At 65.6% G+C, this 11905-nt stretch carries 11 protein-coding genes; 6 read left to right on the top strand and 5 right to left on the bottom strand.

The window, feature by feature from the left end:
* Positions 1 to 123 precede the first annotated feature (123 nt).
* Positions 124 to 297, top strand: a complete 174-nt coding sequence (locus AC0L3J_RS17510; RefSeq protein WP_007613448.1) for a DUF1328 domain-containing protein — start codon at positions 124 to 126, stop codon at positions 295 to 297.
* 5 nt (positions 298 to 302) lie between these two features.
* On the opposite strand, the gene AC0L3J_RS17505 is transcribed toward AC0L3J_RS17510, so the two are convergent.
* Positions 303 to 809 carry a thioesterase family protein gene (locus tag AC0L3J_RS17505; protein WP_473347877.1) on the bottom strand — a complete coding sequence of 169 codons (507 nt, stop codon included), beginning with the start codon at positions 807 to 809 and terminating at the stop codon, positions 303 to 305.
* 87 nt (positions 810 to 896) lie between these two features.
* On the opposite strand from AC0L3J_RS17505, the gene AC0L3J_RS17500 reads away from it, so the two are divergent.
* Positions 897 to 2321 carry an FAD-binding oxidoreductase gene (locus AC0L3J_RS17500; protein ID WP_473288633.1) on the top strand — a complete coding sequence of 475 codons (1425 nt, stop codon included), beginning with the start codon at positions 897 to 899 and terminating at the stop codon, positions 2319 to 2321.
* A 50-nt stretch (positions 2322 to 2371) separates the two neighbouring features.
* On the top strand, positions 2372 to 2734 hold the full coding sequence (locus AC0L3J_RS17495; RefSeq protein ID WP_473347876.1) for a hypothetical protein: 363 nt from the start codon (positions 2372 to 2374) through the stop codon (positions 2732 to 2734).
* A gap of 201 nt (positions 2735 to 2935) precedes the next feature.
* On the opposite strand, the gene AC0L3J_RS17490 is transcribed toward AC0L3J_RS17495, so the two are convergent.
* The 3 genes from AC0L3J_RS17490 to AC0L3J_RS17480 form a co-directional block, all read right to left on the bottom strand.
* Complete coding sequence (locus tag AC0L3J_RS17490) at positions 2936 to 4603, bottom strand: SulP family inorganic anion transporter (protein ID WP_473347875.1); 1668 nt, start codon at positions 4601 to 4603, stop codon at positions 2936 to 2938.
* 139 nt (positions 4604 to 4742) lie between these two features.
* Entirely contained in the window at positions 4743 to 6230 is a 1488-nt protein-coding gene (locus AC0L3J_RS17485; RefSeq protein WP_473347874.1) for a caspase family protein, read from the bottom strand.
* A gap of 43 nt (positions 6231 to 6273) precedes the next feature.
* Positions 6274 to 6657 carry a hypothetical protein gene (locus tag AC0L3J_RS17480; protein ID WP_473347873.1) on the bottom strand — a complete coding sequence of 128 codons (384 nt, stop codon included), beginning with the start codon at positions 6655 to 6657 and terminating at the stop codon, positions 6274 to 6276.
* Between the two features lies 1 nt (position 6658).
* Here AC0L3J_RS17480 and AC0L3J_RS17475 point away from each other — a divergent pair, with 1 nt between their 5' ends.
* From AC0L3J_RS17475 to AC0L3J_RS17465, 3 genes are read left to right on the top strand one after another with little or no spacing between them, the layout of a single operon-like run.
* Positions 6659 to 7690: a TRAP transporter substrate-binding protein gene (locus AC0L3J_RS17475; protein ID WP_473347872.1), complete on the top strand. Its 1032-nt coding sequence runs from the start codon at positions 6659 to 6661 to the stop codon at positions 7688 to 7690.
* Positions 7691 to 7697: 7 nt separating this feature from the next.
* Positions 7698 to 9563 (top strand): TRAP transporter large permease, encoded by a 1866-nt coding sequence (locus AC0L3J_RS17470; protein WP_473347871.1) that lies wholly within the window; start codon positions 7698 to 7700, stop codon positions 9561 to 9563.
* A gap of 12 nt (positions 9564 to 9575) precedes the next feature.
* On the top strand, positions 9576 to 10553 hold the full coding sequence (locus AC0L3J_RS17465; protein ID WP_473347870.1) for a hydroxyacid dehydrogenase: 978 nt from the start codon (positions 9576 to 9578) through the stop codon (positions 10551 to 10553).
* Positions 10554 to 10560: 7 nt separating this feature from the next.
* Here the strand turns inward: AC0L3J_RS17465 and AC0L3J_RS17460 are convergent, their stop codons facing one another.
* Complete coding sequence (locus AC0L3J_RS17460) at positions 10561 to 11727, bottom strand: ABC transporter substrate-binding protein (RefSeq protein ID WP_473347869.1); 1167 nt, start codon at positions 11725 to 11727, stop codon at positions 10561 to 10563.
* Positions 11728 to 11905: the final 178 nt, after the last annotated feature.

Raw genomic sequence — 11905 nt, 5'->3', positions numbered from 1 at the left:
CGGTCGAGCGAATTTCCGCTCCCGGCCGCTCGGAACCAATGTTCCGCGTTGGAGATTGGTTCTGCAAGTGAGGCGCGTCAGGCGCGCCGATCGCAGACAGACATCGAAACAGAGGTTCGGATCATGCTTAGCTGGGTAGTGACGTTTCTGGTTATCGCCCTGATCGCCGGTATCCTGGGCTTTGGCGGCCTCGCCGGCGCGTCGATCGAAATCGCCAAGATCATCTTCTTCATCGCGGTCGTGCTGTTCCTGGTCTCGGCCGTTGTTGGATTGGCCCGCGGCCGTACCAGGGTCTAGCGCGCTTACCGCTTCGAGGGCATCGCCACGTTGCGGCCGATGCCCTCAGGCCGCGGCACGGCGCTGTGGGCCTTGACCACCGCCGTAATGCGCTCACGGATGTCTGGTGGAAAAGCCGCCACCTTTCGTGAGCCCATATCGATGTGCAGCGACATGTTTTCGGAGGTCGCCGACAACCAGCCTTCGGTCGCGTGTCGCAGCTCCTGGAATGTGTGAAGCCGCTTGTCGTCGGCTTCCAGCAGCCAGACCGAGACCTGCACGGGATCGCCGAGGTGGATTTCGCGCAGATACCGCACGTGGCACTCGGCGGTGAAGGTCGAGCCGCCGCGCTCCTTCATGTAGCCCGGTCCGATCCCGAGCGTCAGCCACATCTGGTCGATCGCGCGGTCGAACATCACGTTGTAATAGGCCATGTTGAGGTGGCCGTTGTAGTCGATCCATTGCGGCTCGATCTGCATGATCGAGGCGCGGAACGGTGCGCCCTCGATCGTTGTGGCAGCAGTCTCCGGCATGTGTCCTTCCCCAGCTATGCGTCCGGTCGCTTGACTTGACCGGTGAGATGTCCTTTGCCACGGTTCGTCTCGTCGGGAGGAATGTCCGTGGGTACGACCATCACCAATAATCCGCCGCGGCCGGCGCCGAAAGCCCTCGCGAGCGCGCTGGAGCAGCTTGCCGCGCGCTTCGGCAACCGCCTCATCACCTCGCAGGCCGTCCGCGAGCAGCACGGCCATACCACCACATGGATCGTGAACCAGCCGCCGGACGGCGTGGTGATGGCGCAGGAAACTGCCGACATCCAGGACGTGGTGCGGATCTGTGCGAAAAACGGCGTGCCCGTCATCGCCTTCGGCACCGGCACCTCGCTCGAGGGCCAGGTCAACGCACCCGCGGGCGGCATCTGCATCGACCTGCGCGACATGAACAAGGTGCTGGCGGTGCATGCCGAGGACCTCGACTGCGTGATCCAGCCCGGAGTCACCCGCAAGGCGCTCAACGAGCATCTGCGCGACCAGGGCCTGTTCTTCCCGATCGACCCCGGCGCCGACGCCTCCCTCGGCGGCATGGCCTCGACCCGCGCCTCCGGCACCAACGCGGTGCGCTACGGCACCATGCGCGACAGTGTGCTGGCGCTGAAAGTAGTCCGCGGCGACGGCGAGATCATCACCACCGGCACGCGTGCGAAGAAATCATCCGCCGGCTACGACCTGACGCATCTGTTCGTCGGCGCCGAGGGCACGCTCGGCATCATCTCGGAACTGACCATCCGCCTGCGCGGCATCCCCGATACGATCGCGGCCGGCGCGGTGTCGTTCGAGACCGTGGACGGGGCGTGTCAGGCCGTGATCCTGGCGATCCAGACCGGCATTCCCGTGGCGCGCATCGAGCTGCTCAACGCCGCGCAGGTGCGGGCCTGCAACGCCTATTCGAAGCTGACGCTGCCGGAAACGCCGCTGCTGCTGATGGAATTCCACGGCAGCGAGATCGAGGTCGGCGAACAGTCCAAGGCCTTCGGCGAGATCGCAAAGGACTGCGGCGGCGGCGACTTCTCCTGGACCACCAAGCCGGAGGACCGCACAAAACTGTGGCAGGCGCGGCACGACGCTTATTGGTCGGTGAAGGCGCTGCGGCCCGGTGACAGCATCGGCGTGGTCGCGACCGACGTCTGCGTGCCGATCTCGCGGCTTGCCGAATGCGTTGGTGAGACCGAGGAAGATCTCAAGCGCCTCAACCTCTTGTCGCCGATCGTCGGCCATGTCGGTGACGGCAATTTCCACTGCTCGCTGGTCTGCGACACCAACGATGCCGACGAGATGGCGCGCGGCGAGGAGTTCATGCATCGGCTGGTCGAGCGCGCACAGGCGATGGACGGCACCTGCACTGGCGAGCACGGCATCGGCCAAGGCAAGCAGAAATATCTTGCGGCAGAACTCGGCCCCGAGGCGATCGACGCGATGCGGGCGTTGAAAAAGGCGCTCGATCCGCAAAATATCTTCAACCCCGGCAAGATCGTTCCGGAGGCGTAGCGCGCAGGCTCACCGCCGTTTATGCTCGCTCCCTCACCACGGAGCAGGCAATGCAGTGGTTCGCCCGCAAGACGCGCCGGGACATCTGGGACGAAGCGATCGAACGGCCGCTCGGCGACATCGAGGCCGCCGAGCGCATTCGTGCGATCTGTGACGCCGCTGCGGCGAGCGCGGCAGGGTCCGCGCGCAACGACAAGCGCGACAGCGAGCGCTACGAGCGCGCGGCCAAGGTCGCGATGGAAATCGCGATGAAGATCTCGGACGGACTGATGCGCGACGACGCGGTCCGTCGCATCGTCGATCTCTGCATGAAGGCGAACGACCTCAAGACGGCGCAGATCCTGTTTCGGGCGATCCATGCCAGCTGGATCCGCGAAACGGTGCAGCGGGATCATCCGACATTGGCGCAGTGAAAGCGGTGCGCTCCCTCCCCCGCTTGCGGGGGAGGGTCGGGGAGAGGGTGTCTCCGCAACGGGACAATCCCCAAGAGGAAAGAACCCTCACCCGGCGCGCGGGACGATGCTTCGCATCGCCCGGGGACGCGCCGACCTCTCCCGCAGGCGGGAGAGGTTACAGCGAGTTCGCGGCTCGACCTGCGCGAACCAAGGCTGTTCCTATTTCGCCAACTTCCGCACGGCCTCGTCGACGCTGTGGAAGACGTTCTCGCGGGGCAGGGCCTCGAACAGTTTGAATCGCTCGAACGCGTCCTGCGCGCGCACCGATTCCAGCCGGGCCAGCGCGACCGTGACACCCTGTTCGCTGCACGCCCTGAACACATCGAGCAGGATCTGCGCGGCGGTGAAGTCGATCTCGACCATGCCGCTCGCCTCCAGCACCAGCAGTTGCGGAGGCGTCGCGCCGAGCACCTTGGTTACGTCACTGCGAAAGCCGGGCGCGTTGAGGAACGACAGCGGCGCCTGCAGCCCGATCACGGCGACGCCGGCGATGCGCTCGCCCGCGATGTGCGGATGCGCCGGCCACCAGATCGTGGTGCCCGGCACGCGCTCGAACTCGACCAGCCGCGCGCGCGTCGTGCTCCAGATGCCGTGCAGCAGCGACAGCACGATGCCGAGGAACGCACCCTGCTGGATCGGCAGCACGATGATCAGTGCGGCGGTGGCGGCGATCAGCAGGAATTCGCTGGGGGATTGGCGATAGATCGTGACGATCTGCTTCACGCGGATGATGCGCAGCGCGACGAACAGCAGGATGCCGCCGAGGGCTGCGTCCGGAACGTGCTGCAGCAATCCCGTTCCAAACGCGAGCAGCGCCAGCACGATTGTCCCCGCGGCGAGGCCCGCAAGCTGCGATTGCCCGCCGGTCTCGGCGACGATGCCCGTCCGCGGTGGGCTGGCATTGACCGGAAATGCGCCGAACAGTCCCGACAGCACGCTGCCGGCACCCGCGCCGAGAAAATCGCGATCGACGTCGGCCGGCTTGTCGGGATCGGACGGAAACGACCGCGTCGTCGCCGCGGTCTGCACCATCACCACGATCGTGATCACGAAGGCCAGCGGCACGAGCCGCACCCATTGCTCCGGTGCAAGGTCGGGGAAGGTCGGCCGCGGCAGCGTGCCGGGCACGCTGCCTACGACGTTGACGCCCTTGCTCTCGAGGCCGAGGGCGATTGTGGCCAAGGTCGCGGCGACGAGCCCGATCAACGCGCCCGGAATTTTTGCGCTGACCTTCTCGGAGGCGAAGACCACGGCCAGCACGCCGAAGCCGATGCACAGCGTGTAGGGATTGCTGCGGCCGAGTTCGCTTGCGAGCACGCCGATGCGATCGAGCGTCGGCCCGCCCGGCGAGTCCAGCCCCAGCACGCCCGGCAATTGCGACACGATGATGTGCACGGAGATGCCGGCGAGGAAGCCGACCATGACCGGCACAGACAGGAGATTGGCGATGCCGCCGAGGCGGAAGGCGCCGCCGGCCAGCATCATCGCGCCGACCATCAGCGCCAGCGCGATTGCGAGGCCCTGGTACTCAGGCGAGCCGGTGGCGGCCAGCGCCGCCAGTCCGCCGGCGAAGATCGGCGTGATCGTGGAATCGGCGCCGCAGGACAGGAAGCGGTTGCCGCCGAGCATCGCAAAGCCGAGCGATCCCGCCATGAAGGCGAAGAAGCTGATCTGCGGCGCGAAGCCGCCGAGCCGCGCCGTGGCCATCTGCTCGGGAATTGCGATCGCGGCCAGCGTCAGCCCCGCCATCAGGTCGCCCGGGAGGGAATAGGACGCGAGTGAGCGAAACAGCGGCCAAGCTGGCTTGGCGTGAGCGTCGTGCGGCATCGATATGGAGTCCCCGGAAAGCCTGGCGTCAGTCGGTTAGACTACAGCATTTCCGTATCGGGAAGCAGCAGACGCAGTTTATCTCCATCCGATGGCAATGACGGAGGACAGATCTGTCCTCCGTATCTCGCGAGCGGTCTCAGTAACGGCCGCGGTCGTTGTGATAGTCGCCGCCGCGTCCGCCGCCCATACCCATGCCGATCCCGACACCGATGCCAATGCCTTGCATGATGGCGCCAGGCGGCGGGCCGCGATCCGGTGGCGGCGCGCGCTCGTAGATCACCTCGTCAGGCGGCGGCCGGCGCTGCCGGGATGGCGTGTCGACCACCTTGCGCTTCGGCGGCGTGTCATCGACGCGCTTCTTGATCACGGGCGCGATCGTCGGGTTGACCGGCGTTGCAGGTGCCGAGGGTGTCGAGCACGGGCAGGTCGGGGCCATCGCGACGGCGACCGGGGCAGGAGCGGCCGCGACCACCGCAGGCAAGACGTAGTTGCGGTTCTGCACACGGAGCAGCAGCCGGCGTGCGGTCGCAGCCAGATCGCTGTTGTCCCAGTTCGCCAGATAAGCCTCGAACGAGGCGCGGGTGTTGATCGCGGTGGCGCGCTCCCACGCCAGCATCTGGCGCCGGCGCTCCACAATCGTGCGCAGGCGCGGGGTACGGGTGTCCTGAGCATACAACTCGATATAGGCCTGATACGCCGGCACCGTGTCGTCGGTGATCACCATCTCATAGGCGACCATGGCCGGCTTGCCCTGCAAATCCTTGCGCCAGTCCTCGAGGCTGCGCGTGCCGCTCGCAAGCGCCATGGAGGATGCGCCGGGGAGCGCAGGCTGAGCGCCGCTGCTGTCGCCGCCGAAGAACTTGAAGTCGGTCGTCAACGACGAGCTTTCCCAGGGGATCTGGCGTCCGTCGGTCGATTGCGCCACGGCGACGCGAATGCGCTTGAACACTTCCTCGATCGGCAGATTGGGTTGCTTGGCGACGGTCAGCGCCGCGGTGGTGTAGGGGCTGTCGATGCCGGAGCCATCCTCGGCTTCCGAGCCCGGCGAGGTCGAATATGAGATAAAGGAGCCGGGCGCGCCGGCCTTGGTGTCGACGATCGCAAGCCCGTGTCCGGCGCCGCTGAGCGCCGGGAACGGGTTGTTGCGGCAGGCATCGAGCATGAAGATGCGGGCTCGTGTCGGCACCGCGCCGAGCGTGTTGAGCAAATCGTTCAGTCGTACGCCCTGCAGCGGAATGTCGGCTTCGCGCTTGGGGTCGAGATCGACGGGAACGAGATAGTTCTCGCCGTCGATCTGGAGGCCGTGGCCGGCATAGAACACCAGCGCGACGGTGTCGGCGCCGCTGGCGCTGACCTTGCCGGCGAAATCCGAGATCGCCTGACGCATGTCGTTCTGCGCCAGATTGGATGCCGTGGTGACGGTGAAGCCGGCATTGCCGAGCAGCTCCGTCATGCCCTTGGCGTCGTTGGCCGCGTTGGGCAGTTCCGGCACGGTGCGATAGGCCGATTGACCGATCACGAGTGCGAGCCGCGCTTCGGCCGCCGCCTCCGTGGGCGTCGTCAATTGCGCGAGCGCGAGAAGACCGGATGCAAGAAACAAATTGCGAAGAACTGGACGGCGCATGGTGTCACCTCCATCGGCAATGCGCGCGATGATGTCACCTTTTCTAGGTGGCCGCCATGCGTCTGTCTGTGCACTGGATCACGTTGAGCTGCGGCAAAATGGGGCAGGAGGTCTGCCAGAGCCAGTGCGGCATCGTTCTGGCGCCATCCATGTGAATTGCGCATTGATCCATGCGCCAATTGGATTGATTGCCGGTGCCGCGCGAAAGCATCCTCTCGCACAATGGGCCCGATGCCCGTCTAAGCGAGAATCCCGCAAAAAACACGGTTGTTTCGCCGCGCGCTGATGCCGTCGATCCTTGCGACACGCCGCTTTGCAACGGCCGGCCGCAAGCCTTGCCTGCGCCGTCGCTTTGGCCATACAGTCCGCGCAACGGGCTGCGGCAACGACCGTAGCTCGAAAAATAATAATTGGGGAGAAACCGCATTATGTCCATCGTGCCCGTGAACCGTCGCGCGTTCATCAAGTCGTCGACGGGACTTGCCGCCGGCCTCGTGTTCTCCCCCGCACTCATCGGCCGCGCCGAAGCCGCGACCTTGAAGCTGAAATGCTCCTCCTCGCTGCCGAACGATCCCAAATTCGCCAACGGCCGCGTCTATTACGACAATCTCGTGAAGAACCTGAAGGCGAACGGCCTCGGTGAGCAGGTCGAGGTCGCGTTCTTTCCCGACAACCAATTGGGTCAGGAAATCGACGTTATCAACTCGGTGAAGCTCGGCGTCATCGATCTCATGGTCTCGGGCTCGTCGATCTCGGCCAATCTGGTGCCGCTGGTCGGGACCTTCGATCTCGGCTTCCTGTTCTCGAGCTTCCCGCAGCAGACCAAAGCGTTCGATTCCGGCGCCGCCAAGCCGATCGAGGACGCGCTGCTCAAGGGCAGCAACATCCGCATCATCGCCTGGGCGTATAATTTCGGCTCGCGTAGCGTGCTGGCGCGGAAGCCGGTGAAGACGCCGGAAGATCTCGCCGGTCTCAAGATCCGCACCCTGCCGAACCCCGTCATCACGGAATGCCTGCGCCTGATGGGCGCCGCCGCGACGCCGCTGGCGTTCGGCGAAATCTACACGGCATTGCAGGCCGGCGTGCTGGACGGGCTCGAGCACGATCCGCCGACCATCCTGGCCAGCAAGTTCTTCGAAACGGCGAAATTCTATTCACTAACGCAGCACAATTTCTCGCCGCTCGCGATCTATTTCAGCGACACGACCTACAATCGCATGGATCCGAAGCTGCGCGACGGTTTCCTCGACGCCGCGAAGAAGGCTGCGGCCGACACGCGGACCCACGGGCTCGCGGTCGAGAAGGAGGCGCTGTCGGCCTTGACCGAAAAGGGCGTGACGGTGGCCGAATGCGACCGCGAGGCGTTCAAGAAGCGCGTCGCGCCGCAAATCGAGAACTTCATGAAGGCGCGGCCGGAATCCAAGGCCGTCATCGACATCATCCGCGCCACGCAGGCATGACGTGGCAATGACAGCTGCCGTACCTCTCTCGGGCGGCCGCCACGGGAGCATCGCCCTGCTGCTTCGCGTCAGCGACGCGATCGCGGCCATCCTGCTGGCCGCGGATCTGGTTGTCGTCTGCGGTTCCGTGCTGCTGCGCTTCTGCTTCAACGCGCCGGTGGAGTGGTCCGACGACGTCGCGCGCGGCCTGATGGTCGGCTCGGCCTTCTTCGGCGCGGCGAGTGCGCTCGCGCGCGGCGAGAATGTCGGCGTCTCCTTCTTCCGCGACCTGGCTCCGGTACGGCTGCGCGCCCTGGTCGACGCCGCGAGTGCGCTGTTGGTGGTGCTGATCTCGGCCTATGTCGCCTACAACGCCATCAAGCTCGGCTCGTTGACGGCGGGCCAGACCACCGGATCCGGCTTGCCGCTGGAGCTGACCTTTTACCCTATGGGCGCCGGCGCGCTGTTCATGACGGTGTTCGCGATCGACCAGCTCTGCGCCAGGCCGCTCCCTGATATCGTCAGAGGCCTCGTCGCGATTGCCGTCGTGACCGGCCTCTATCTCGCCTGGGATTATCTGTCGCCCGCCACGGTGCCGTCGGCGGGCACGCTGATGCTGATCGGTTTCTTCGCGACGTTGGTCGGTGGCTTGCCGATCGGTTTTGCGCTGGCGCTGGCCGCGCTGATCTTCATCTGGGTCGAGGGCGCGCTGCCCGGCGTGATCTTCGCCCAGCAAATGGCGCGCGGCATCGACAATTTCGTGCTGCTCGCGATTCCGTTCTTCATTCTCGTCGGCTACCTCATGGAAGCCAACGGCATGTCGGTGCGGCTGATCGAGCTGTTGCAGCGTGGGGTCGGGCGCATGCGCGGCGGCCTCAACGTCGTGATGGTCGCGTCAATGGTGCTGTTCTCCGGCATCTCCGGCTCGAAGATGGCTGACGTCGCCGCTGTCGGCTCCGTGCTGATTCCGGCCGCGCGCCGCTCGAAGCAGAATCCGGGCGGCGCGGTGGCGCTGCTCGCGGCCTCCGCAGTGATGGCGGAGACCATTCCGCCCTGCATCAACCTGATCATCCTGGGTTTCGTCGCGAATTTGTCGATCGGCGGCCTGTTCGTCGCAGGGCTGTTGCCGGCGGCGCTGATGGCGCTGGCCTTGATCGCCGTCTCCATCATCTTCGGCAAGACTCCAACTGAGACTCCGGCTGATGCCGAGGACATCGCGCCGCAGATGCCGGTGTCGGGCCTGTGGAGCGGCGCGATCGCCTCGTTCGGCCTGATCTTCATGATCTTCTTCGGCTTCAAGAGTGGCTTTGCCACCGCCACGGAGATCTCGGCCTTTGCCGTGGCTTATGCACTCGTTGTCGGCAGCGTGGTGTTCCGCGAGCTCAGCTTCACATCGGCCGCGCACAGCTTCGTCCAGGGCGCGACGCGCGCGGGGCTCGTGCTGTTCATCGTTGCCGCAGCGCAATCGCTGGCGTTCACGCTGACCCTGCAGCAGGTGCCGCATGCGGTCGGCGATTTCATGCTGGGATTGTCCAAGACATCAGGCACATGGCTGTTCATCCTGCTCGCGATCGGCGTGCTGATCGTGATGGGCTCGGTGCTGGAGGGCGCGGCCGCGCTGATCATCTTCGGCCCGTTGCTGCTGCCGGTGGCCGTGCAGCTCGGCATCGATCCCCTGCATTTCGGCGTGGTGCTCGTGATTGCGATGGGCATCGGCCTGTTCGCGCCGCCACTCGGGCTCGGGCTCTACGGCGCCTGCCTGATCGGCAACGTGCCGATCGAGCAGACGGTGAAGCCGATCATGGGCTATCTCGGCCTGTTGTTCCTTTGCCTGCTCGTGATCGCGTTCGTGCCATGGCTCAGCACGGCATTGCCGCGCGCGTTCGGCTACTGAAGGAGTGTTGCCGTGAAAGTCCTGCTGGCCCACACGCCGGAGATGCGCCGCAATTACTACGGCGATCGCAGCCTGAACGGTTTGCGCGCGACCGCCGAGGTGATCCTGCACGAGAGCGATGAGACGCTGGTTTCAGCCAGCCTCGTGCGCGCTGCGCAAGATGTCGACATCATCGTGGCCGATCGCATGACCGAGGGCCGCGGCGAGATCTTTGCGCAACTGCCGCGCCTGCGCGCCTTCGTCCGCTGCGCCGTCGACATCCGCAACGTCGATGTCGAGGCCGCCTCCAACGCCGGCGTGCTCGTGACCCGCGCCGGGCCCGGCTTCGTGCAAGCCGTTGCCGAGCTCGCGCTCGGCTTCATGGTCGATCTCTCCCGCGGCGTATCCAGGGCGACGGCCGACTACCAGGCCGGCCGCAACCCGGAGGCGCGGATGGGCCGTCAGCTCGCCGGCAGCAGGATCGGCATCATCGGCTATGGCAGCATCGGGCGCTATCTCGCCGACATCGCCAAGGTGATGCGCATGGAGGTGCTAGTCGCAGATCCCTTCGCGACCGTGAGCGACAGCGCCATCCGGCAGGTCAGCCTCGATGAGCTCCTCGCCGCGTCCGACTATGTCGTCTGCCTTGCCATCGCCAATGAGCAGACCGAAAATTTGATTGGCGAGGCGGCGCTGGCGCGCATGCAGAAGCATGCGGTCTTCATCAATCTCTCCCGCGGCAATCTCGTCGACGAAGCGGCGCTGGCGAAGGCGCTGCTCGAAAATCGTATCGCGGGTGCCGCGATGGATGTCGGCCGCGCGCCCGACCAGATGCCGAGCCCGGAGCTTGCGAAGCTTCCCAACGTCATCGCCACGCCGCATGTCGGCGGCCTGACACCGCAGGCGATCGAATACCAGTCGCTGGAAACCGTGCGTCAGGTCGAGGCGATCGTCAAAGGCGAGATCCCGCATGGCGCCGTCAACGCCGATCGCTGGATGCGTCGGCCCTGATCCGGCTCTACAGCCGATCGACTGCTTTGAACGTCCCGTCCTTCTGGATCACCGTCAAAAACACCTTCGGTGGCGCGTCGAGCATGCGCATGCCGACGGTGACGGTGCTGCCGCTGATGTCGAAGCGGCCGACATCGTTGATGGCGCGCAGCAGGCTCGCGCGCGTCAGTTGCGGTCCGGCTTGTTCCAGCGCCGCGGCGGCGAGACGGCCGGCGAGGTAGCCTTCGAGCGACACGAAGTTCGGTGTCAGCGTGGGGTCGAGCGCCGTCTGCGCCGCCTGGTAGTCGGCGACCAGCTTGAGCGAGCGGTCCCAGGGAAACGGCACGACCTGGGTGACGACGACGCCTTCGCCCTCGGGGCCGAGCTCCCGGGCGAGCGCCACGGCGCCGACGAAGGAGATGTTGACGAAGGTCGGATTGGCGCCGCTGCGGTGCGCGAGCTTGATGAACTCCGCGCAGGGACCGTAGGTCCCGACCATGACGATCGCCTCGGGTTCGACGCGCTTGATCGTACGCCAGGCCGAAGCGACGGCGCGGGTGTTGCGCTCGAAGGTGCCTTCGGCGGCGAGCTCGAGGCCCCGCCTGGCAAGCGCGCGCTTCACGCCGGAAAGACCGTCGCGCCCGAAGGAATCGTCCTGGTAGAAAATGGCGATGCGGGTGAAATGGCGATCCTCCGTGAGGTGCTTGACCCACGCCTCGGCCTCGGCGCCATAGCTCGCACGGATGTTGACCACGTTGGTAAGCTCGAGGTCGCGCAAGAACTCGGCGCCGCTGAACGGACCGATGAAGGGCACGTTCCTGGCGCTGGTGATCGGTATCGTCGCCACCGCGGTCGGCGTGCCCACCGCGCCGATCAGCGCGAACACCTTGTCGTCCTCGATCAGCTGCAGCGTCTGCGCCACCGAGCGGTCGGGATCGTAGCCGTCGTCGCGGCTGATGAGCTGGAGCTTGCGGCCGTGGACGCCGCCTTTGGCGTTGATCTCGGTGAAAGCTGCGACGATGCCCTGCCGCATCCGCTGTCCGAGTGTGGAGGAGGGACCCTCGAGTGCTGCGGCCTGGCCGAACAGGATCGCATCCTCGCTGACGCCGATCTCGTCGGCTTTCGCCGGCAGCATGGTTGCTGCCAGGAGGGCGACGGTGATGACGATGGATGTCGCAGATCGAGATCGATACATCAAAAAGGTCTACGGGTGCGGGGAGTGGTTTCGGGTAAAGCTATCGCCGCAGGATGAATCGCCGATGTATCGGCGGCTCCGTACTACTCCGGGGAAAACCGGCAACTTATTTCGACAGGGCCCGCATCATCCGGCACTTCATTAACTAAGCCGGCCAATGCAGAAAAGCCGCGTTCCG

The organism is Bradyrhizobium sp. Kon37 (assembly GCF_055807535.1).
This window is presented reverse-complemented; position numbering and strand designations above follow the sequence as displayed.

Coding starts and splice junctions, on each gene's coding strand:
- AC0L3J_RS17510 (WP_007613448.1), top strand. CDS start 124: ATGCTTAGCTGGGTAGTGACGTTTCTGGTTATCGCCCTGATCGCCGGT.
- AC0L3J_RS17505 (WP_473347877.1), bottom strand. CDS start 809: ATGCCGGAGACTGCTGCCACAACGATCGAGGGCGCACCGTTCCGCGCC.
- AC0L3J_RS17495 (WP_473347876.1), top strand. CDS start 2,372: ATGCAGTGGTTCGCCCGCAAGACGCGCCGGGACATCTGGGACGAAGCG.
- AC0L3J_RS17490 (WP_473347875.1), bottom strand. CDS start 4,603: ATGCCGCACGACGCTCACGCCAAGCCAGCTTGGCCGCTGTTTCGCTCA.
- AC0L3J_RS17485 (WP_473347874.1), bottom strand. CDS start 6,230: ATGCGCCGTCCAGTTCTTCGCAATTTGTTTCTTGCATCCGGTCTTCTC.
- AC0L3J_RS17480 (WP_473347873.1), bottom strand. CDS start 6,657: ATGCGGTTTCTCCCCAATTATTATTTTTCGAGCTACGGTCGTTGCCGC.
- AC0L3J_RS17475 (WP_473347872.1), top strand. CDS start 6,659: ATGTCCATCGTGCCCGTGAACCGTCGCGCGTTCATCAAGTCGTCGACG.
- AC0L3J_RS17470 (WP_473347871.1), top strand. CDS start 7,698: ATGACAGCTGCCGTACCTCTCTCGGGCGGCCGCCACGGGAGCATCGCC.
- AC0L3J_RS17460 (WP_473347869.1), bottom strand. CDS start 11,727: ATGTATCGATCTCGATCTGCGACATCCATCGTCATCACCGTCGCCCTC.